General features: G+C 35.7%; 22 protein-coding genes and 1 pseudogene. 4 read left to right on the top strand and 19 right to left on the bottom strand.

Annotation, left to right across the window (positions count from 1 at the left end; all coding sequences use genetic code 11):
* Position 1: 1 nt before the first annotated feature.
* The 4 genes from AC2CGN_RS06055 to AC2CGN_RS06040 form a co-directional block, all read right to left on the bottom strand.
* Positions 2-1,447 (bottom strand): HAMP domain-containing sensor histidine kinase, encoded by a 1,446-nt coding sequence (locus AC2CGN_RS06055; protein ID WP_484512699.1) that lies wholly within the window; start codon positions 1,445-1,447, stop codon positions 2-4.
* The gene (locus tag AC2CGN_RS06050) at positions 1,444-2,142 is read right to left on the bottom strand and encodes a response regulator transcription factor (RefSeq protein WP_429990443.1); all 699 of its coding nucleotides are present in this window, start codon (positions 2,140-2,142) and stop codon (positions 1,444-1,446) included. Before AC2CGN_RS06050 ends, AC2CGN_RS06055 begins: the two co-directional genes overlap by 4 nt.
* Before the next feature lie 243 nt (positions 2,143-2,385).
* Positions 2,386-3,402: an inorganic phosphate transporter gene (locus AC2CGN_RS06045; protein ID WP_286926422.1), complete on the bottom strand. Its 1,017-nt coding sequence runs from the start codon at positions 3,400-3,402 to the stop codon at positions 2,386-2,388.
* A gap of 15 nt (positions 3,403-3,417) precedes the next feature.
* Positions 3,418-4,038 (bottom strand): DUF47 domain-containing protein, encoded by a 621-nt coding sequence (locus tag AC2CGN_RS06040; RefSeq protein ID WP_429981396.1) that lies wholly within the window; start codon positions 4,036-4,038, stop codon positions 3,418-3,420.
* A 387-nt stretch (positions 4,039-4,425) separates the two neighbouring features.
* Between AC2CGN_RS06040 and AC2CGN_RS06035 the strand changes: the two genes are divergently transcribed.
* Together AC2CGN_RS06035 and nhaC are read left to right on the top strand one after the other, a co-directional pair.
* Positions 4,426-5,190 (top strand): sulfite exporter TauE/SafE family protein, encoded by a 765-nt coding sequence (locus AC2CGN_RS06035; protein WP_429985074.1) that lies wholly within the window; start codon positions 4,426-4,428, stop codon positions 5,188-5,190.
* Between the two features lie 149 nt (positions 5,191-5,339).
* Positions 5,340-6,722, top strand: coding sequence for a Na+/H+ antiporter NhaC (gene nhaC, locus AC2CGN_RS06030; protein WP_429981395.1), 1,383 nt, complete (start codon positions 5,340-5,342; stop codon positions 6,720-6,722).
* A gap of 103 nt (positions 6,723-6,825) precedes the next feature.
* On the opposite strand, the gene AC2CGN_RS06025 is transcribed toward nhaC, so the two are convergent.
* The 3 genes from AC2CGN_RS06025 to ytaF all read right to left on the bottom strand — a co-directional run bounded on the left by AC2CGN_RS06025 (position 6,826) and on the right by ytaF (position 9,166).
* Positions 6,826-7,776 carry an LCP family protein gene (locus AC2CGN_RS06025; RefSeq protein WP_286926426.1) on the bottom strand — a complete coding sequence of 317 codons (951 nt, stop codon included), beginning with the start codon at positions 7,774-7,776 and terminating at the stop codon, positions 6,826-6,828.
* Between the two features lie 30 nt (positions 7,777-7,806).
* The gene (locus AC2CGN_RS06020; protein ID WP_484512696.1) at positions 7,807-8,451 is read right to left on the bottom strand and encodes a helix-turn-helix domain-containing protein; all 645 of its coding nucleotides are present in this window, start codon (positions 8,449-8,451) and stop codon (positions 7,807-7,809) included.
* 94 nt (positions 8,452-8,545) lie between these two features.
* Positions 8,546-9,166 carry a sporulation membrane protein YtaF gene (ytaF, locus tag AC2CGN_RS06015; RefSeq protein WP_429981393.1) on the bottom strand — a complete coding sequence of 207 codons (621 nt, stop codon included), beginning with the start codon at positions 9,164-9,166 and terminating at the stop codon, positions 8,546-8,548.
* A gap of 296 nt (positions 9,167-9,462) precedes the next feature.
* Here ytaF and AC2CGN_RS06010 point away from each other — a divergent pair, with 296 nt between their 5' ends.
* Entirely contained in the window at positions 9,463-10,221 is a 759-nt protein-coding gene (locus AC2CGN_RS06010) for a class I SAM-dependent methyltransferase (protein WP_429987068.1), read from the top strand.
* 186 nt (positions 10,222-10,407) lie between these two features.
* Here AC2CGN_RS06010 and AC2CGN_RS06005 read toward each other — a convergent pair whose 3' ends face one another.
* Both AC2CGN_RS06005 and AC2CGN_RS06000 read right to left on the bottom strand, forming a co-directional pair.
* The gene (locus AC2CGN_RS06005) at positions 10,408-11,145 is read right to left on the bottom strand and encodes an urease accessory protein UreH domain-containing protein (protein ID WP_429981391.1); all 738 of its coding nucleotides are present in this window, start codon (positions 11,143-11,145) and stop codon (positions 10,408-10,410) included.
* Positions 11,146-12,011: 866 nt separating this feature from the next.
* Positions 12,012-12,881: a LysR family transcriptional regulator gene (locus AC2CGN_RS06000; protein ID WP_484512693.1), complete on the bottom strand. Its 870-nt coding sequence runs from the start codon at positions 12,879-12,881 to the stop codon at positions 12,012-12,014.
* Positions 12,882-12,992: 111 nt separating this feature from the next.
* Here AC2CGN_RS06000 and AC2CGN_RS05995 point away from each other — a divergent pair, with 111 nt between their 5' ends.
* Positions 12,993-13,766 carry a sporulation protein gene (locus tag AC2CGN_RS05995; RefSeq protein ID WP_429987064.1) on the top strand — a complete coding sequence of 258 codons (774 nt, stop codon included), beginning with the start codon at positions 12,993-12,995 and terminating at the stop codon, positions 13,764-13,766.
* 45 nt (positions 13,767-13,811) lie between these two features.
* Here the strand turns inward: AC2CGN_RS05995 and AC2CGN_RS05990 are convergent, their stop codons facing one another.
* The 10 genes and pseudogenes from AC2CGN_RS05990 to AC2CGN_RS05945 all read right to left on the bottom strand — a co-directional run bounded on the left by AC2CGN_RS05990 (position 13,812) and on the right by AC2CGN_RS05945 (position 22,501).
* A complete protein-coding gene (locus tag AC2CGN_RS05990; protein ID WP_484512691.1) occupies positions 13,812-14,759 on the bottom strand; it encodes an ABC transporter permease in 948 nt (315 codons plus the stop codon).
* The gene (locus tag AC2CGN_RS05985) at positions 14,728-15,651 is read right to left on the bottom strand and encodes an ABC transporter ATP-binding protein (RefSeq protein ID WP_286926434.1); all 924 of its coding nucleotides are present in this window, start codon (positions 15,649-15,651) and stop codon (positions 14,728-14,730) included. The genes AC2CGN_RS05990 and AC2CGN_RS05985 overlap by 32 nt, the downstream gene beginning before the upstream one ends.
* A 5-nt stretch (positions 15,652-15,656) precedes the next feature.
* The gene (locus AC2CGN_RS05980; RefSeq protein WP_484512689.1) at positions 15,657-16,352 is read right to left on the bottom strand and encodes an ATP-binding cassette domain-containing protein; all 696 of its coding nucleotides are present in this window, start codon (positions 16,350-16,352) and stop codon (positions 15,657-15,659) included.
* 10 nt (positions 16,353-16,362) lie between these two features.
* Positions 16,363-16,719 (bottom strand): GntR family transcriptional regulator, encoded by a 357-nt coding sequence (locus AC2CGN_RS05975; RefSeq protein ID WP_484512687.1) that lies wholly within the window; start codon positions 16,717-16,719, stop codon positions 16,363-16,365.
* Positions 16,716-17,501, bottom strand: a complete 786-nt coding sequence (locus AC2CGN_RS05970) for a hypothetical protein (RefSeq protein ID WP_484512685.1) — start codon at positions 17,499-17,501, stop codon at positions 16,716-16,718. The genes AC2CGN_RS05975 and AC2CGN_RS05970 overlap by 4 nt, the downstream gene beginning before the upstream one ends.
* A gap of 105 nt (positions 17,502-17,606) precedes the next feature.
* Positions 17,607-17,863 (bottom strand): annotated as a pseudogene (locus tag AC2CGN_RS05965) (hydantoinase/oxoprolinase family protein); the annotation flags it as partial.
* 35 nt (positions 17,864-17,898) lie between these two features.
* Positions 17,899-18,057, bottom strand: coding sequence for a hypothetical protein (locus AC2CGN_RS05960; RefSeq protein ID WP_429985065.1), 159 nt, complete (start codon positions 18,055-18,057; stop codon positions 17,899-17,901).
* Positions 18,058-18,405: 348 nt separating this feature from the next.
* On the bottom strand, positions 18,406-19,443 hold the full coding sequence (locus AC2CGN_RS05955; RefSeq protein WP_429981383.1) for a hypothetical protein: 1,038 nt from the start codon (positions 19,441-19,443) through the stop codon (positions 18,406-18,408).
* A gap of 18 nt (positions 19,444-19,461) precedes the next feature.
* Complete coding sequence (locus AC2CGN_RS05950; protein ID WP_484512683.1) at positions 19,462-20,919, bottom strand: MBOAT family O-acyltransferase; 1,458 nt, start codon at positions 20,917-20,919, stop codon at positions 19,462-19,464.
* 427 nt (positions 20,920-21,346) lie between these two features.
* Entirely contained in the window at positions 21,347-22,501 is a 1,155-nt protein-coding gene (locus AC2CGN_RS05945) for a hypothetical protein (RefSeq protein WP_484512681.1), read from the bottom strand.
* Positions 22,502-22,587 lie beyond the last annotated feature (86 nt).

Raw genomic sequence — 22,587 nt, 5'->3', positions numbered from 1 at the left:
ATCAATTCTCTCCTTTAAATGTCGGAATCCAGCATAGTACAGCTGTTCCAAAGCCTTCTTTTGATACAAGCTCAATTGTTCCACCGTGTTTTTCTATGATTTGTTTCGCAATATTTAAGCCAAGCCCTGTACCACGGTCTCCTGCCTTTGTTCGTGCCGTATCTGCCTGGTACATTGGCTCAAATAATTTCTCAATCTCCTCTTTATGAATCCCTTGACCGCTATTTTGTACAATCACATAGCACCCTTCCTGCTTTGTTAGGACAGATTTTACAAAATCAAAGCACCATGTAGGACACTTCCCAGCATTTACGGCTGCTAAACCTATTGTGGTCCCTACTTTCCCATAGCGCCAGGCATTACTCATTAAATTATCGATTACCCGCTGAAGCTGCTTAGGATGCACAGCATATTGACCATCTACTTGACAATGAACATCAAGCGTAAAGCCCTGATCCTCACAAAGTGGTTCGTAATCTGACAAGACCATCTCAAAAAACTCTGCCCCATCAACCGTCACTAGTTCTAAATCATAGCTTGAAGATTGAAGTAATGTATACATCATCAAATCCTCCAACATATGCTTCATCATGTCAGCCTTTGTTAAAATAATCTCTCGATATTCATACTGCTGCTTTTCTGATAGGGTTTTATTTTGCAAAGACTCTGCATATGCCTGAATGGAGGTAAGTGGTGTTTTTAAATCATGTGAAATACTAGCTATCATAAGCTCCTTCTGCTGTTGTTCAGTTTTTAAGTGAGTGCGTGCCCGTTCAATTTCGTTCTGCATCGTAAGAAAGGCTTGCGCAAGTTCACCGATTTCATCTTTTCTAATCCCTAAGTCAGATGTCACCTGCTCTCCCTTAGCAAAGGCACGCATTTGTCTCATTAGTTCTTTTAGCGGACGATTTAATTTTTGATGCAGTAGCAACATAGCTGCCACGTATATTAGAAGAAACAGTACTATTGAGCCAGCTAGGACAAACCAAGAGCGATTTTGTACGCCTTGTACCCAGTCCGTTCTTACTAAATGAATTTCATAAATACCGAGCAGTTCTCCTTTTTGATAAACAGGTTCTTTATACGTAAAGGCGTTATACTTTTGTTTTAATTCGTATAAATCTTTAAACATTTGTTCTTTTGCAGCAAATCCCGAAGTTATTGGATTTGAGGAATACAAAACAATGCCTGTTTTCGAGTAAAGTGTTATCGCAAGCTGATCATTTGTTAATGCTGCTACATCTTTCATATCAGCATTTTTTTTATAGTACTTCGTGTTATTGAGCACAGATTTAATATGATTCAACTCTGTCCACTTTTCAAAATACTCAGTAAAGTTTTTATCATGATAATAGCCGTTAATCCATACATAAAGGCTATATGCACCTGTGACTGGTAAAATCATTACGAGGAAGAAGGTAATGAGTAGCCAAGTTTTAATTTTCATAATGGTTCACCAATAAAGCGATACCCCTTACCCCATACTGTTTGAATATAATGAGGCGTTTTTACTGGATCTTTAAGCTTTTCACGCAATTCTTTAACATGGACCGTCACAGTATGCGTCTCATCTACACTCGCTTGTTGCCAAATATGCTGATAAAGTTCCTCCTTTGAAAAGGTTTGACCTGGATTTTTGGCAAGCAGCTTAAGCAGGGCAAACTCCTTTTGTGTCAATGTCAATTCCTCATTATGGAGACACGCTGTTTCTGTTTGCCAATCAATTTTTAAACCATGGGAAAAGGTATTTATATCCTCCACTACCTCTTGTTTGTTATAACGTTTCCAGCGACGTAGATGTGAGGCAACCCGTGCTTTTAATTCCTCTAAGCTAAAGGGCTTTGCGATATAATCATCAGCTCCCTGCAAGCCTTCCACCTTATCTGCCTCTTCGTTACGCGCACTCATCATTAAAATAGGCACTTCGCTTTCCCAGCGAATATTTTGGCACACCGTAAGCCCATCCATTTCAGGTAACATCCAGTCAACGAGCACTAAATCGAATGAATCATTTTGAAAATCAGCAATTCCCTCAAGCCCTGTAGTTGCCCAAGTAATTTGATAGCCCTCCTGCTCAAGCGTATCCTTTACAATACGTCCAATCGCCGTATCATCCTCAATTAGTAATAGCTTTTCTCTCATCTGTTTTCCTCCTGTAATAACCTTACTATGTAAATGGCTTAACTTTTTAAACTTTATACTTTCTTTATAATTACCATAAATCGATTTTCACGTTTCCACAAGCTACAATACTTTAGCTTTCTATCCGTCAGTTTCATCTCTCTATCCATCAATTTGAAGATTCTATCCGTCACTTTAATGGTTCTATCCATCCAATTAAAACAAAAAAAGAATGCACCCAAATTGTGCATTCTCTCATTCTTATTAGAAAAATAAACTTAAGATAAAGTAAATAGCTCCAGCCATCACCGCAGAAATTGGCATTGTGATGACCCATGTTGTCACGATTTTACGTGCCATGCCCCATTTTACACCCTTTACACGATGTGCTGTTCCAACTCCCATGATAGATGAAGAAATCACATGTGTTGTTGATACTGGTAAATGAATTAATGTCGCCCCAAAGATAATCGATGCAGAAGCTAAATCTGCTGCCACACCATTCACTGGACGAATTTTCATAATCTTTCCACCAACTGTTTTGATGATTTTATAACCACCTACAGAAGTACCAAGACCCATTGCACATGCCGCTGCGAAACGTACCCAGAAAGGAATATCATCGCCCTGATGCAAGCCACCCGCAATTAAAGCGAGTGTAATAATTCCCATCGCCTTTTGAGCATCATTTGTACCATGTGTAAATGATTGTAGAGCGGCAGTACCAATTTGCATTGTTCGGAAACCTTTATTCGTGCGATATAGATTCATATCCTTAAAGAGTACTTTTAATAAGGTCATCATCAGGAAACCTGCTGCAAACGCAAGCAATGGTGAAAAAATAAGTGCTTGAATAATTTTAATAAAGCCTGCATAGTTCAAAACATCAAATCCTGCTGCGGCAATCGCTGCTCCTGCAACAGATCCAATTAATGTATGAGAAGAACTCGATGGAATGCCAAAATACCATGTTAGCAAATTCCACGTAATAGCAGATAATAAGGCTGCTAAAATCACAACAGAGCCAGTAATATCACCATCATAGGCATTTAAGCTAAACGGGTCCACTATATCTTTTGTGAGTGCTTTGGCAACCCCAACAAAAGTAATTGCTCCAACGAAGTTCATCACCGCAGCCATATATACTGCTGTCCGCGGCTTTAAAGCCCTTGTTGATACAGAAGTTGCAATCGCGTTGGCTGTATCATGGAAGCCGTTAATAAAATCGAACACAAGTGCGAATAAAACGACTAATATTGTTATTAGTAATATTGTATCCATTTCCTACACTCCATCTTACGCGTTGCGCATAATTATTGTCTCAATTGTGTTTGCTACTGTTTGACAGCTGTCTGCTATATCTTCAAATTGCTCATAAATATCTTTAAACACGATGATACGCATTGGATCTTTTTCTTGAATAAATAATTGCTTCATGGAAGAACGGAAAATTTCATCGCATTCACGCTCATAGTCCTTAATTTGAATAGCATGTTTACGCATTTCAACAAGTTTCTTACTATTTAAAAGCTCCATCGCTTGTACCATTTCATCTGTACTTTTTGCAATATATGTGAGGAATTGACGCATCGGCTCTGTTACTTCTGTTAAATTATACATATTAAAATGAGCAATACAGCCCTCCATGCCATCTATTACATCATCCAATTTATTAGCAAGTGCTAAAATGTCTTCACGTTCAATAGGTGTCATAAATGATTTATTTAGCATCACAATAAGCTCATGAATTAATTTATCGCCACTTGTTTCATATTGCTTCATTGTATCTGCAATTTCTTTTAGCGCATCTATATCTTGAATACGTGCATTATGTGCAAAGTAAATACCTTCATTGACATTTTTCGAGATATTCAATAATGCCTTAAAAAATGGATCTTGCTTGTTTGAGTTGAACATGATGTTCCTCCTGTTGAATAAATTGTCGATTTCTGCAATCATCATAACAAAACTTTTACACAATTCTACAGATTTTTAAACATAAACGAGTTGAATTTACAAAAATGTAATATTAAAATTGCCACAATTCATTTCAAGCTCTTTTCCAAGTTGAAAACGTTGGAAATCGAATAATAAAAATACCCGTTTTTTCTTTAAATATTACCGTTTTTTCTTTTATTTTTAGAAAAATACTTGAAAAAACTTTTTTTCTTTCTATTTTTCTGAGCAGTCAATTGTTAAGGAATTGTAAACGTTATTTACATAGAATTTTGAAATTTCATTGTTATTTCAAATAATTCACAGTACTCTTATAAGTACAATATAAAAAGGATGTGAAACATACATATGGACATCGATTTACTGTCACTTGCCATATTATTAGTACTTGGCTTTATCGCATCCTTTTTAAATGCGATTGTTGGTGGGGGAGGATTAATTTCCTTGCCTGCATTTATGGCTGTTGGGCTGCCACCCAGTACTGCTATCGCTACAAACAAACTTGCCAATACAATCAGCAATGGCACAAGCATGTTAACTTTTTTACGAGCTGGTAAGGTAGACTTAAAAAAAATCGGACAGATCATCCCTTTCATCTTCATCGGCTCTTTAATTGGAGCCTATACGGTCCATCTTGTATCTCCTACCATTTTAAAGCCCTTAATGATTGTTATGCTCGTCCTTGTGACCACTTATACAGTTTTCAAAAAAGATTGGGGACAGCGGCCTGAGGAGAGAATATTAACAGCTACTAAAAAAATCGCTTTCATCAGTGCTTTTGCGGTCATTGGCTTTTATGATGGTTTTTTTGGACCTGGAACGGGTTCATTTTTTATTTTTATTTTATTAATGTTGGGAAATGATTTCTTACAGGCTGCGGGCAATGCAAAAGCGTTTAATTTCACGTCAAATTTAGCAGCACTTATTATGTTTTTACTGTTAGGAGAAGTTAATTTTTTATACGGACTACCTGTTGGGTTTGTCATGATTTTTGGGGCCATCTTAGGTTCAAAATTTGCACTGAAACGCGGGACAAAAATGATGCGCTTTATTTTCATTATCATGACATGTACATTAATTCTTAAAAATGCTTGGGATTATTTTATTCAATAAAGTGATACGATTAAAGGTGTTTTAGAGGTAAAAAATATCATTCTATTTATATAGCAATTTTCCGTCAATTGACAAAATTAATTAGCGTGCTATAATTCTTTTGGGCTTCACCGCATTGAAGCGAAGAAGTAATTACTAGGAGGATTAGCATGTTTCGAATTGAAGCGAAGAGTAACCCTCGATTTATTGAGGCAGGCTTCATCATACTTTTAATTATCGCTATGATGGCATTTAGTATTGGGTATTTAAAAGCAACTCCCCATATCCCTATATTTTTGGTTATTTCACTTTTAATTGCCTATGGACTACTTAAAAAAGTTCCTTTTCACGAGCTTGAAGGCGGGATGATTGCGGGTGCAAGTGCAGGGCTAGGAGCTGTTTTCATCTTCTTCTTTATCGGTATTTTAATTTCAAGCTGGATGATGGGTGGCACTATTCCTACACTTATCTATTATGGCTTTTTAACCGTTTCACCTAGCTTTTTCTTTGCAATAGTCTTTTTAATTTGTAGCATTGTCGGCATATCTGTCGGAAGCTCATTAACAACCGTTGCCACAGTCGGCGTGGCATTTATGGGGATTGCTGGTGCAATGGACATCTCCTTAGCCATAACAGCTGGTGCAATTGTTTCAGGGGCTTTCTTTGGTGATAAAATGTCTCCCCTATCAGATACAACTAATCTTGCCTCTGGTACAGTTGGCGTGGACCTTTTCGAGCATATTAAAAATATGGGCTGGACAACGATTCCTGCTTTCATTATTTCCATAGTTTTATATGCTATTTTATCCCCATCAGGTACAGACACATCATTTGATACAGTAGAGCAATTTAAACAAGGATTACTTGGAACAGGACTTATTCATTGGTATACACTATTGCCAATTGCTGTACTTATAATAATGACTTTTTATAAGGCGCCTGCACTAATTACACTTGCAGTCGTTTCGATTCTCGGTGTAGGTCTTTCCTACATACAAGAACCAATTGCTCTTTCTACTATATTCAAAATGCTTTTTGAAGGCTATGTCTCTCAAACTGGTAATAAAGAAGTAGACGCATTGCTGACACGAGGTGGTATGAGCAGTATGCTATCAACTATTGCCTTAGTGTTACTAGCATTGACAATGGGCGGATTATTATTCACTTTAGGTATTATTCAAAGTATTCTAGCAAAGGTTGAGAACATCTTTAGAAGCGCTGGTTCCGTGATCACAGGTGCTGCTATTACAGGAGTAGGTATCAATACACTAATCGGTGAACAGTACCTTTCCATCTTATTGACAGGTGAGGCATTTAAAGCACAGTTTGCAAAGGTCGGGCTTGCACCTAAAAACCTTTCCCGTGTAATGGAGGATGCTGGTACAGTTGTCAATCCACTCGTCCCTTGGAGTGTTTGTGGCATATTTATTGCTAGTGTCCTTGATATATCTACAGTAACTTATCTCCCCTTCACCTTCTTCTGTTTACTAGGTCCTATTTTAACCATCATTTTTGGATGGAGTGGAAAAACATTAACAAAGCTTGAAAAATAAGATAGGTAGCTGATGCAAAATCATCAGCTACCTTTAAATTCTTTCATGATCTGTTCAAAGTATTGTTCTATAAAAGTTGAAATTCTGTGTTCAAGGGATTCTCTTATGATGAAACCACATAAGTCGTATCATTGTCCCCTGATGATAAAAATTCTTGTAATGCACCTTTGTTTTTATCTAAATCAATATCTAAAACTTCACCTACATTTACACGCTTATCTTCAAAAGAGCCTGCAATAGGAATGCGTAAAGTGTCCAAACCTTTAGATTCTCCTTTTACGATCCCTTTTCCAATTGTAAGAATTGTTTTATTTTCAACATTTGTATCGATGTAGGAATCTACAACGCCAAGTATTTTTGGTAAATTCATTAAGCTTGAAACACCGATTTGTTCTTTTACCTTAGTCAAGACTTCTTGCTGACGTTCCACCCGTCCAAAATCACTTAGACGATCGTGGCGGAATCGTACATAGCCTAAAAGCTCATTACCATGTAAAATTTGTTCTCCAGGCTTTAATGTCATGCCAATTCCATGAGACATTTCATATGGAATATCAACCTCAATCCCATCAGGTGCTAAAAGATCAATAATCTTAGGGAATCCCTTAAAATCCACTACAGCGTAGTAATTAACATCAAGATCAAAATTTTGCTTAATTGTTTTCCTTACAAGTTCAGGACCTCCAAAAGCAAAGGCAGCATTTATTTTATTCATTCCGTAATCTGGAATTTCGACATACGTATCCCGCATAATAGAAATAAGCTTAACATTATTGGTTGTTTGATCATAATGTGCAATCATTAATGTATCCGATCTACCATCCTCATCTCTTGCATCACTTCCTATTAATAGCACATTTATCTGACCAACTTGAACATCTGCACCTTCGAATGGGTCAAATGTCTTTCCGTCATATTTATAAGGACCATCGTCTGCCATTGCTAATCCACTATTGTATTGGTAAACCCAATAAACAATCCCTGCTGCGATTACTAATGCGAATGCTAAGAATAAATTTCTTAGCCATTTACGTCTCTTTTTACTTCTTCTCATAACTAAATCCACCTATCATTTATCTCTATATTATTTTTTTAGTAATGTCTTTGTAGTTAGTTGAACAGCTATTGCATCATCTAAATAACCAATTGGAAATAGATAATCTGGTAAAACATCTACAGGAATAATAAAATATAATAATGTACTTCCAATTATGGTAAGTTCAAAAAGTGTACCTTTCCCTGATAAGAATCTTTCATATAATTCTTTTAATTTGTTTATAAAAGGACCTACGCTTCCTACATTCTTAATTTTCTCATCAAAATCTTTAACAATCGTATTTTTTCCTTCCTCTGTTTGCGCAAATAGTCCATAGCTCTCTAGTTTCTGTTCAACCTGTGCCACCGAAAATTCATCATCATAAACATTAGAAGACTTAAGAAGAGCCTGTATTGCGTCAACAGATGTATGAATATCCGATTCAGATTTCTCCTGTCTTTGTTCAATGGGGTATCCAGCAGCTTCAAAAAGATTAATTAAAGGAACTCCAAGGCAGTCAGCAAATTTTTCTAAATGCTGTGGGGTTGCGTTTCTCTTATTATTTATTATCCGTGAAATTGTAGCGGTATCAATACCAGTAAGTTCACTAAACTTTCGCATAGATAATGAACGTTCTTTCAAGAATTCTTTAAGTAATAAGCCAAGATTATTATTGTTTCTTGTCTCAGTCATTTCCAATTTACCTCCTTGCCTTTTCTACTGTGATTTTACAATATACCATTCTCAAGAAGTGTATTATTACGTTGACATTTTGTCAACACATTCGTTAAAAGAAAGCTAGAAATGCAATTATTAATAAAATCACACCGCTAATTATGGTTCCAAATTGCCCTACAGTAAATGTACCGACTCGAACATCAGCTACTTTACTTCCTAATTTGACCCCCATCCAAACCGTAATAAAACTTCCAATAGCAGCGGTTATCGAAATGATAAGAGGAGAAAGACCCAGTAAACCGGCACCTACACCATTTGTTAATGCATTCGCCGATAAGGCAACACCGAGCAGTACAGATTCTCCCCAGCCAATCTCACCAGACTTTTTGAAATGGGCTTCCTCGGGATTTCTTAAAATATCTTGAACATTTTTAGGCTGCATTTCATTGTTACTATCCATTTCATTCTGTGGTTTTGCCAAAAGAATAATTCGAATTCCAATAATAAATAAAAGCAACGCTCCTATGATAACAGGAAGCATACCTGGAAGAATGGTTGAGAGCCAAACGCCAAACGTAATGCCGCCCATACTCATAAGAAAACAAATAATCGCAATTAATAAATTTTTACCAAATGCAACATTTATTTTTCGAACCCCATAGGAAAGGCCTACACCTAAATTATCGATACTGGATGAAAAAGTAAAAGCCAAAATAATTAACCATTTCACTAAACCACATCCCTTATTTTTTTATATCATATTATTCACGTTGACAAATGTTGCTTAAATGTTGACAAAAAATCAACGATCATACAATGGAATAATCAATACTGTTCCAAAAAGGGGGTTCAACTTAGATATTCTGGTCACTAGCCAAACTTTGACACAGTCTAATCAATTGATGTTACAATTTTTTGTATTTCCATGTCTCCTCTTTATTCCAAAGTGGAATCAAAATTGCTATTTTCTAGAATTTCTATTCAATTAAGCTCTTTGTTATGCTCAAATAAAGGAGATGAAGTGAAATGATAACAAAATGGAATGCCAATTTATACGATCAAAAGCATGACTTTGTTTCAAAATTTGGAGAAAGCTTAGTGGACCTACTTAGACCACAGAAAAATGAAATGATTGTGGATATTGGTTGTGGGACAGGAGATTTAGCACGCGAAATTGCAACTCATGGTGCCATCGTTCAGGGAATTGATGCCTCTCAGGACATGATAATTGCAGCACAGCAAAAATATCCTAACATCCAGTTTCAAGCTGTGGATGCTACAACATTCTCCATTAAGAATCAATTTGATGCTGTCTTCTCAAACGCAGCCCTTCATTGGATGAAGCAGGCAGATCAAGTTATTGAAAATATTTATCATTCCCTAAAGCAAGGAGGCCGCTTTGTTGCTGAAATGGGTGGAGATGGTAATATCGCCTCTATAGTATGGGCACTCAAAAAAAGTATGGAGGAAATGCAACTACCATATCAGGAAGAATATTTCCCATGGTATTTCCCGACTTTAGAAGAATATCAATCTAAATTAGAGAAAGCCGGCTTTACCGTTGCTATGATTACATTATATGAGCGACCAACCCCTCTTCAGGGAGAGGACGGGCTTCGTAATTGGTTAGTGATGTTTAGTCAGAACATCCTTCAGCATTTAACGGAAAAAGAGAAAGAGCAAATCTATGTAAAATGTGAGCAGCTATTAAAACCTAACTATTATCAGAACCAACAATGGGTTGCTGATTATTGTCGACTACGCTTTGTTGCGATCAAAAAGTAATAAAAAATTATAAAAGAACGTATATAATCCAATACGTTCTTTTATCTATTTAAAATACATTAATGAAGAATCGACCTTTTAGTGATGAGCTGTAGTATTCTATTGGTCGATAGGAAATTGAGGTACAAGATAAAATTCAAAAATCCTGCATCAAATGCTAATAAAATAACAGTTTGGCAGCTTCCTTCAGTATAACGCCCAGTATGTAATGGTATCTGTCACACCTATTAGGATTAAAATAACACCTGCCACATTTTGAATGACTTTCCCCATTTTCATGCTAAAATGCATAATGACGCGCTTTTCATAAAAGAAATGAATCAGTGCCATCATGATCAAAAGCGGCACAGAGGTTGCGACACCAAAAATTGCTGGTAGCACTAAGCCATACGAAGTTGAGGCAACTGTTGGCATTAGCCATACAAAGAAAAGTACGAACATTGTTGGGCAAAAGGCTAAGGAAAAACTAGCGCCCATTAGCAGTGAGCCAATTCTCCCTTCTTTTAACACTGTTGGAATAAGTAAAGAAATTCGATTCAGAAATTTTAATTTAAAAATGCCAATAAGCACAAAGCCCGTTATTAGCATAATTGGACCAATTGCCCGGCGAAAAACTGGAAAATACACAGTCATTTTTGTTTCAAAGGATTGACCAAATATCCAAGCGAAAAAGCCCAAAAAACTAAACACAATAACCTTTCCTATTATAAAAAACACGATTTCCTGCCAATTACTTTTCATTTGAATAGTACGATTCCCATAAAAGGTGATAGCGCTCATATTACCTGTTAATTGACAAGGAGCTAAAGCACCTATTATACCAAGTAAAATCGCAATTATAAATGGAGCATGCTCATAGGTATTTAAAAATTCTGTTATAGGATTGCTCATGATTTGGCTTATTTCTGACATCAAATTATACATTTATAAAACACCTACTATATTATTGATAAGAATGTTCATTTGCCCAAATATTTCTGGGATCTGAGCGTTTTTTGGCCATACCTGAGCGGTTTTACCTTCGAACCGAGCGCTTTTTGGGAACACCTGAGCGGTTCTCTCTTGGGATCGAGCGCTTTTCCGCTGTACCTGAGCGATTCTACCTTGAACCTGAGCGTTTTTCGGCTTTGCCTGAGTGGTTCTACCTTGGACCTGAGCGGTTTTCGGTTTTACCTGAGCGGTTCTACCTTGGACCGAGCGCTTTTCCGCTGTACCTGAGCGGTTCTACCTTGGACCTGAGCGTTTTTCGGCTTTACCTGAGCGATTCTACCTTGGACCTGAGCGTTTTTCGGCCACACCTGAGCGATTCTACCTTGGAACCGAGCGCTTTTTGGGAACACCTGAGCGATTCTCTCTTGATACCGAGCGCTTTTCCGCTGTATCTGAGCAATCTACCTTGGACCTGAGTGGTTTTCCTCTTTACCTGAGCGATTTTCTCTTGAGACCGAGCATATTTCCGCTATACCTGAGCAATTCTCCTTTGGACCAGCACACTTCCACTGTACCTGAGCGATTCTACCTTGGACCCGAGCGTTTTTCCACTATACCTGACTGCGGTTCTTCCCTGAACACATGCACTTCTCAGGAACACCTGTCTCCTGGAACTGTACAATGCTTGATGACACCTGATAGGAACTTTCCTGAACTTATACGGCTAGATGGAAGAAATTGTCTTCCTATTTGTTTTATGCGGATTACATACCACCAGTATATATAGTAAATATGAATAATTGATGCAGATTCGTGTTTTTAACAGAGACACTTTAACCAAAGTTTTATAACTTGTACTTCTAATCACAAACTAAATCAGCGTAAATTAGGTGACAAACTGCTAAAAAGCTGTCAATATCTGCTGATAAATATTTTGCTAGAAAGTAGCTATTGGACATAATATGAGAAAATTCTTGTATGGAATAGCTATGTAATAAATTCTGTTGGTAATCATCCTCAATAACACTTCTTGGCAAAAAGGCAATGCCAAGTCCATGCTTTACAAAATTTTTAATAACTTCGGTTTGATTTATATGCATGCTTTTATAGCGTTTAAATTGTTGTAATACTTGCTGGATGTCTTGCCAATAGGGTGCATATTCATGTGTTAAAATCATTTCCTGCTGCAAAAGCGTAAGTGCATCTGCCTCTTTTTTTGCTATTGGAGCAATTAATTGAAGTGATTCCTGTGCGAGGAGGACAGTATGAAGTTCTCGAGTTGATGTTAGTTTTGATAAACCAATATCTACCTCCCCTGTATAAACCGCCTCTCCTATTTCATTTGACTTTAATAGCTCAATCGAAATTTGGATGGAAGGTTTCTGCTGTTGAAATGTTTGGATAATGGCTGGTAAAGTAGAATTAGCAATTTGAGGTGCAACCCCAATCGTTAAATGGGATGTATAACCATGCAAAAAGGAATCCATATTGTGTATACCTTCATCAACAGTCATCATCATTTTTTCTGCCTGTTGAAAAAAGTAAACACCAAAACGATTTAGTTTCACTTGCTTCCCCTGTCTATCAAATAACGTTGTTTGCAATTCCTTTTCAAGATGCTGTATATGCTTTGATACTGTAGATTGTGTAATAAATCGTAGTTCAGCTGTTTCTCGGAAATTTTCTGTTCTGGCAGCAATTAGAAATGTTCTTATCCATTCTGTTTCCATCCTGACACCCCATTTGTTTTTCATACATTATAACGAAAACTTTTTATATCTTGAAACCTTTTCAAAAAATGTGCGTATGTATAATTATTAATGTCAATTGGAGGAATACAGATGTCGTTTTTTAACAATGTACTTGCAAGTATTGGGGTAGGCTCTGCAACGGTTGATACACGATTAGAGAAAACTACATACAGAGCTGGTGAAATTATGCGCGGCGAGATTATAGTACGTGGTGGGCAGGTTGAACAGCAAGTCGATACAATTTATTTATCGATCAATACGACCTATATTCGAGAAGCAAATGACAATAAATATACGGAAGTAGCTGCTCTACAAAAAATTAAAGTATCAGAGCCATTTATTATTGCAGCAGGCGAGAGGAAGACCTTCCCTATTTCACTTACATTACCATTCGAAACACCAATAACAGCAGGCAAAACCCAAGTATGGATACAAACAGGACTTGATATTAAAAACGCAGTGGATCCAAGTGACAAGGATTACATTCGAGTCCAACCAACAGAGCTTGCTACACATATTCTAGATGCTATAAGTGCACTTGGTTTTCGTTTGCGTGAAGCAGAATGTGAACAGGCACCAGCTCGATTCCGTGGTTACTACCCATTTATTCAAGAATTTGAATTTGTGCCGATAGGGCAATATCGAAATCATTTAGATGAGCTAGAAATTGTTTTTCTATCACAATCTAATCATTCGGCAGAAATATTGCTGCAAATAGATCGTAAAGTTAGAGGCATTGGCAGCTTTTTCGCAGAAGCTCTTGATATGGACGAAAGCTATGTCAGAACCACAATTACCAAGCATGATTTACCAATGATCGAAACGAAACTACAGCAAATTATTGCTAAGCACTTAAAAGGATAAAATAGAAAAACACGGTATGAAAATGAACATCATACCGTGTTTTATTTATGCTGTCACATCACGTTTCATAAAGGACGTATAGCTGATTACAAGGAAAATAACAGCATAAATCGCCAGGACAGTAAGTGAGAATGGCATTGTGATACCTTCTGTCACTGGATTTCCTGATTCATATTGCGTTAAATTAGAATGTGTTAGCCAAATATATTTGACAATTTCATACCGACTTAAGAACATTACAATCATTCCACCTGTAAACGACAAGAACATCGTTAAACCAATCGCTAAAGAACTTGAGCGGAACACTGAACCTACTAAAAAGGCAAATAACGTTGACATCACAAAGTCACCGCCAGATAGTAAGTAATGATAACCCAAGTCACCCCATACCGCTTTTTCGGCTATTTTGCCATTAACCATCTCTAACTCGACTCCTGTACCATTGCCGAATAGTAGGAATCCTACTATGACACTTACTACGACATTAACCACAAATAAAAACAAACCAAATATAAAAGTTGTAATTAATTTGGAGGTTAATATTTTTGCCCGCGACATTGGGCGTGTTAACAGCATTTTAATAGTACCTGTTGAGAATTCACTTGATACAATACTCGCTGCTGTAATCACTGTAAATAATGTTACTAACGTGAGCATATTACTTGTAAATGACATAAAGCTCGCAAGACTTCCCTCATTTTGAGATGGTACATCATGCGCTAAACGATACTCAGATATCGCAATTTGCTCTTCGAAATGCGTTTTATCTGCCGGAGTAAGATCGTCTCCTGCCAACATTTCTTTATAGTTGTTAATGGCCTGTTGTTCAGTTTCTTTCCATGAAATATCCTCTGAATTTTTTGTATCATAGTATTTCAACATAATACCAGGTCCAATAATAAAGAGGATTATTAATGCGACCATTGCCCAAGTCCCTTTTTTATACCACAATTTCATCCATTCATTTTGAATTAGCTTCAGCAATTTGGCCACCTCCTGTCATTTCTAAGAATTGGTCCTCTAACGTTTTTTGATGTGGTTGAACAGCGAATAATTGAATTCCTTCATTAACAAAATTTGTAATGAAGGATGGAATATCTTCTTTTTGTATTTCAACCACGTAGCCGCTATTTTCTGAAACAAAATTGATATCAAGCTTTTGAAGAAGCGATACAGCTTGTTCGTTAGGAGTAGCCTCAATATAATAAAATGAAGAATTATCACTATGAATATCACGAATATCAATTAATTTACCACTTTGAATGACAGCCACCCGATCACACATTAATTCAATTTCAGATAATAGGTGACTAGAAACAAAAACAGAGACGCCATCCTCAGTCGCTATTTTCCGTAGATACATACGAAATTCACGAATACCTGCTGGATCAAGACCATTTGTTGGCTCATCTAAAATTAAAAACTTAGGCCGATGAAGCAATGCCTGTGCTAATCCTAAACGTTGACGCATCCCAAGGGAATATGTAGAAACTTTCTCATGAATACGTTTCTCAAGACCCACTTGGTTCACTACCTCTTGAATACGATCCTTTGTTACATTTTTATGCATTCTTGCAAAATGCAATAAGTTTTTATAGCCTGTCATAAATTTATACATTTCAGGGTTCTCTACAATTACGCCAACCTTACTAATTGCCTCCTCATAATTCTCCTGAAGTGAAAGTCCATCAATGATTACTTTCCCTTCCGTCGGATGCATAAGCCCTGTCATCATACGAATAGTCGTCGTTTTTCCTGCACCATTTGGTCCTAAAAATCCAGTAATTTGCCCTGGATATAAATCGATATTCAATTGCGAAATTAATTGTTTACCACGAATGATTTTTGATAAATTTTGCAATTGAACAATTGGTTGTGTTGTCATTGGTTTCATCCTTTCTTATAGTAGGCCTTCATCCATTGCACAGCATCCGTATTCGTCAGATCTCGAATCCTTTCAAGTTCCTCATGTGCAATAATCGAGCCATTTTGTAATAAAATGATTTGATCTAAAATCGGCTCTACCTCATATAGCTCATGGGTGGATAAAAGAATTGTTTGATGTTCCATATCGGTAAATTGAATGAGTCCTTTAATGAGTTGCTCACGAACAATTGGATCAAGCCCAGCAAACGGCTCATCCATTAAATAAAACGGGACCTCTCGCCCAAGTGTTGCAGCCATCTTCATACGACCACGGTTTCCTTTTGATAGCTGCCTTAATCTCATTTTTTTATCAACCTGCAAAAACTCTGCAACGATACAGGCCTTATCATATGAGAAATCCTCGAATTGAGAGGCATAGTACTGAAATAGCTGCTCTCCAGTATAAAAATCGTAAAATAAATCCGTATCTGGTAAGTAGGCAATCTGATTGGCACTTCTACGTGTAACTGGGTTACCATTCAGTAAAACCTCACCGCATGATGGAAGTAACAAGCCAGCTAATACCTTTAAAAGTGTTGACTTTCCACTACCATTTTCTCCAACTAGGCCAATAATCTGTCCAATTGGTAAAGAATAAGACACATCTTGCAGTATTGTTTTTTTCATATAACGAAAAGAAACATTTGAAAGTTGTAGCATTTATCTCACCTCACGATTTATTTTGCAAAACAATTAGCATCTCTTCCTTCGAAAACCCAAGTGCTTCAATAGAGGATAAAAAATTATCTGCTAATTGATTTTTCATAGCTTCTCTCAACAGAATAATTCGCTCTTCATTCGTTGTGATAAATGTACCCTGCCCTCTTTTAGTTTCCGTTATATTCATTGCCTCTAACTCCTTATATACACGTTGCACTGTATTGACATTAACCCCAGTCTCTACTGCATACTCTCGAACAGAAGGAAGTCGGTCCCCAAGCGCTAACTTCCCTTTTAAAACATCTCCACAAATGCGATCAACAAGCTGGCTATAGATTGGTTTATCACGTGAAAAATCAAGTGTCATCGTAAAACCACCTTTTCCAGCCACTTTGTAGCAATGATAAATAGCAATGCGAACAAAATGGTAAGGGCTAGTTCCTCCACTACATACAATGTGCCAAGTCTAATACCCATTGAAGGCAATTTGAATTTTGGCAAATACTGTTCAAGCCAGCTTAACGAGACACCCATATGTTGGAAAATTTTAACGTATATTATACTTTCAGTAAATCTAAACCATAGATAGATGCATCCAAAAAAGGCTCCCATCATAAGGACGATAGCAAAACGACCGATGAAGTACTTCATTTGCAGATAAAATGCTAAAAATAAAAGAATACTTACAAATATCATTAATTGAAACAATGCAATAATGGCTACCACGAATACTAGCAATAGCAATACCTGTCCAAAGCTGGCTATAAAGGCAGCTCTTAATGAATAGATTGCAATACCTGTAAAAAGAATATTAAACATTGTGTATCCTGTTAAGGAAAAAACAATTTTTACACCTATAAGCTGCCGAATGGAGCTTGTTGAGTGTAGCCATATTTCTTTACTTCTTAAATCCAATCGTAAGCTAGCCACAAATTGCAATACAGAATAAAAACCTCCTAAAGCAAGGACTAAAAATGTAAAAGCAAATTGAAGTTGATTTTCCTCTGAAAATCCATCACCATATCGTTCTATTAAATAAGGAATAACTATGGATATTAAGATTCCTAAAAAGATTCCCACATATAACCATGCACGAAAGAGCACCCATTCTTTTTTAAATTGCCCAACGAAACTTTTCAACGTAAACACCTCGCGTCATAGTGTACTAGTCAAATATTACACTATGACTTTTTGAATTGCAAGCACTAAAAAGCAAAGGGAAGAATCTATTTATCAAAGATCCTTCCCTTTGCTTTATTTCATTTTTCCCACTACCTCAACCTTTAATCTAGTCGCATTTTCAGGATGATAACCAAGTGGTGTTTCTTCCACTTCCACTAATTGAATTGTTTCTGAAAGTGCGCCTGCTAAAATCGCCTGTTTTAACAATATTGGAAACTCCACGAATAGTATTCGGCACAATTACACTGCCTCCTCCAACTAAGACAAGTTGCACCTTGAGATGAAGTTTTCATTTTATCGATAGCCTGCTCAATAATAGTAGATATTTCTATTATTTTTACCAAAATCTGTATGTTTGAAATCTTTATTTTTTATTTTTTTCTGTTGATTTTATAATTATTAAACTAACAATACTAATAACTGCAATTCCATACATAATAGTTTTATTGCCTTCGCCCCAAGTATCCACCATTGATATAAAAATTATTAGTAGTAATAAAAAGTAAAATAAGTAACTACGCATTTGTTAAACTCCTATTTTTCTTAAGTAAAAAAACAGAATTAAAAAATTCCACTTTTAACCACGTCATGTTAAGCTAAATTCTTCAAAGCATTTTCATTAAAGAAGTAATTTACATCATCATATTTATTATTTTCGTATGAAAATAAAGATCAGCAAGCTATCCATAAATAATTGTTTTGATCCTGCAGATAACTTACTAGCAACAGAAAAATCTACTAGAGCTTAACCTTTAGCCCTTTTTCCAGTTAATTACTTCCCTCTTAGTTGGGAGATTAACTGCCCGTAAACGTCCGATTGGTGAAAGCTAATAATCAGTGGGGATGAAGAAAATCTCCACTGATTTAAGTTTCACTTTATATCTACCACGACATTTTTAAGGTACTCATCAAGATTCCCTTGATCTACAATCTGCATAATAGTTGATCGTTCTTCCCTGTTCTCTAAAGCTTTAATGATTAAATCCCCAACGTTTGAATAGTAATGCAACCAGTCGAAAAAGTTGTTCACATTCGTCGTTACTTCATTCACACCATGGAAGCTGTACACGGTACCAAACACATCTACCATATCATTCATCCATCTACTATAAGCCTCGAAACGATTTTCATTATGCAAAATTGTCTGAAGCCGTTTCGCAGGCATTACTTCTGTAAAGACCACTAGTTCTGTATTTGGGAATGCATCTTTTATAGCTTGAAGCCTTTTTCGATAGTCGATATCGTACATAAAAGGTTTGGCTGTCTCTGCTTTAAAATTCTTCTGGAATTTTTGCCACCCCTGCTCCATATCATCATTTGAATACGTAGTTTGTGCAATATTATTACGTGTGTAACTGCGAGCACCATCGTAATGATTTGCTTTTGAAATATCATAATTAAAAAGAGCATAATGCATCGTGCTTGCTGAAAATAAGGACTTTATTGCATAAAAAGGTGCCTCCGCCGTCTCGATATAAGTTTGCGGCGGATTCGATTTATTAGGTTTTCCAGCATTCGCTGAATCAAAATATAACTCAATAAAAATTCTCTTAAACGGCTTTCTGTTTTTCTTTTCAGCATATTTCATGTAAGGTAAATATTCTTTAATATGCAGACCGCTCATTGAATAATTATAAACTTTTTCTTTTGTAAAAGCCCTCTCATCAAGATACGTAATCCTGCTCGTTCCAATTAACAAACTATCATAGTTAAAATCATGGCTATTCATATAATTAGTTTTTAATTGTCTTTCATCAAAGCCAAGCTGATAGTCGTTAAAGTCATTCGCATGTGTGTAATTCCAAAGAGGGTCAATATAATAATTAAAACCCATAATTCCGTAAACAGGTAATCCTGTTACTATGAAAGATGCGGCAAATAATTTTATTAACCATTTTTTAGGATCCAAGTTCATTCACACCTATATTTAGAAATTAAAATATAAAAATATACTATTTTTTTGCATATAGTAAATCGATACTAGTACTAGTGCAATCATAAATTGCGTATAAACGATTGCTCCCCAATTAAATTTCATCTTATCCATTAATTGAATAGAATTTAATGCCGTAAATGCAATAACAAGTGTAATTAAGAGTCCTACAACAATCACTATTGGATTACTGAATGATAGTCCCAAAATATTAAAGGCTTCCATTTGAACAAAATTAGTGTACGGCTCCGTAAAGAAATTAGATATAGCTGTCATGTTTGGCGTAAACATTTTGGCTATAATAGTATTCGCTTGCTCAATACTTGTTGCACGGAAATATACCCAAGTGATATTAACAAATTGGAAAGTCATAAACCACGAAAATAAATATGGAAGCTTAATACCTGTTCTACTAAAAAGTCTCACAACAACAGACGCAAAGCCATGAAGAAGTCCCCATAAAATAAAATTCCATCCTGCACCATGCCAAAATCCACTGATGAAGAAAATAATTAATATATTTATATAGGTTCTAAAAGCCCCTTTATGACTACCACCTAATGGAAAATATACATATGTAGTTAAAAACCGGTTCAACGTCATATGCCACTTTTTCCAAAACTCCTGAATATTACGTGCTTTATAAGGAGAGTAGAAATTTACTGGCAGTTTAATATTAAATAATAATGCTAAACCGATCGCCATATCAGAATATCCACTAAAATCATAATAAAGTTGCACTGTATACGATAATGAGGTAATCCAAGCTTCTATAAAACTTAAGTTACTATAATTGGCAAAGCCTTCATTCGCCCATACGCCAACCGTATCAGCAATAACAACCTTCTTGACTAAACCAATTGCAAAAATAAATAAACCTCGTGCAACATATTCATGAATAATTTTACGATTTCCCTTCTTATCATACTGCGGAAGCATTTCATCATGCTGAACAATTGGTCCTGCAATTAACTGTGGGAAAAACAAAATGAACAGCGCATAATGACTAAATTTATAATGAGCTGTTCCATCACGATAACTATCAACAATAAAAGCAATCTGTTGGAATGTAATAAAACTAAGTCCTAATGGTAGCAATAAGTGCAACAATGTAAAATTTGTACCAAATAAACTATTAATATTATCAATAAAGAAATCGGTATATTTATAGTAACCGAGAATGATAATATTGAAGATGACGCCAATAATCATATACGTTTTTCTCGAACGACTATTGGTATTATTAATCACCCGACTTAAAGCAAAGTTCACAACTATTGAGATCGTGATGATTATTAAATAGGTTAACTTAAAATAGCCGTAAAAAAGCAAAGAGCTCAGTACCAACCAATAAATTGCAATTTGCTGGTTCCTGAAACGGTTTAATAAAAAATAGACAATAAATGTTATAGGTAAAAACAAGAAAATAAATTCAAAGGAATTAAAAAGCATTGCACCACTTCCCTAATAGCCATTCCTTTATATTCAAAATTTAAGACTCCTCACCACAATTTATGGTTAATTCCGAGGCGCTTACCTAAGGGCGTTCGCTAGCGCTTCAGGGGTCTCATCTTTAACGCTTTGAACTGCACCCAAAATAGTCGTCCAGCCCCTACAATCAAGCTAAAACACGACATACGTTTAACAAGAACAAAATTATGGATCCCTGTATATATTAACCATACAATTGGAATTAGTTATAGCTGATTTTCCTTAAAGGGAAGGTTTATCTTAGATAAACCTTCCCAGATGTTAATAAAACTGTTGTTAAAAAGAAGTACAAATGGCCAAGTAAAAGAGGGTATATTGTGCGGAGATAAGAAAGGAATATCCCTAAATCATTTTCAATGACTTTTGGAACAACCCCAAATTCCATTACCTATTGAGGTAGATATTCTTGGCCGTTTATCGTTACTTTAGAAGCTGAGATTAGAATTTTTTTATTTGCTGTAAAATATGGTTCTAAAATTTTGTGAAATTCTTCCCATTTGCCTTCTTCTTTATCAAGCTCCTCTTTTTTATTAAGTGCTCTGGCTTCTTCATAAAGCTGTTTTAATTGCTTGCTATCTGTTTCACTAACCTCGAAATTAAAGTCAGCCATATATTCTTCAAATGTTGGGGGATTATAGAATTGACCAAGGATTTCATCGAATTCATTCCATAGCTTATCAGACAATTCTTTATTTCCATCTTTATCTGCTTCTCGAGCATTATTAAAGATTGTTTTTAGTTTTGCTAAAGTTTCAGCAGGAATTTCTGATTCTAGGCCATCTAAAGTTTCTTCAAAAGTTTGTGGTGGATATAGCTCATCCAAATATGGTTTAAGGATTTTATCAAACTCTTCATATTTTTCGTTAGCTTTTTCTTCATCACCGCTTTTTTCAAGCTTTACCCATTCTTCATAAATAGCTTTAAGCTGTTTTTTATCGTTTTCTTTAATTACTATGTTACTTTCATTAAATCCGTATTCTTCTTCTATAAATTCATCAAATGATTGTGGCTGCCAATTAGCCAATAAATATGGCTTTTTAATTTTATACATTTCGTCATAAATTTTATCCCATTTCTCGAGTTTCTTTTCTATCTCTTCAACTGAATAATCACCTTCATTTGTTTCTTTTTCTATCTTCTTCATTTCATTAAACAACTTTTCTAATGTTGTTAAATCTTCTTTTGTTACCTCTTTAGGTAGGTCTTTTTTATAAGCTTCAAATGTATTGAAGTCATTATGATTTTCTACAACATTGCCTTCTACAGAGATTTCTTGTCCTTCTACTAAGCTCATTTTTTCTAGTTGTTCAGTAGAAAAATTACTGAAACTAATAAAATAATTTTTACCATCTTGTCCTTTAAGGTTCATTCCATAATAGGGAAAGATATCTTTAATAGTCCCTTTAATTTGTTGTTCCTTTTGAACTGATGCTTCAATTGTTTTTTCTGCTGATGCAGCTCCTGCTTGAAGTGGCGTTAGAACAGCCATTCCTATAGTAAGTGCTGAAGCAATCATCCAAGTTTTTTTAATAGTTTTTTTCATTGTTAACTCAATTCTCCTATCGAAAAGTATTTGTTTTACAATAATTAGACCCATTTACCATATGAAAACGTTCATTTAAAATTTAA

The organism is Lysinibacillus sp. DFXJR4 (assembly GCF_057196045.1).
Note: the sequence above shows the minus strand (reverse complement) of the source record. Positions and strands in the feature narration are given on the sequence as shown.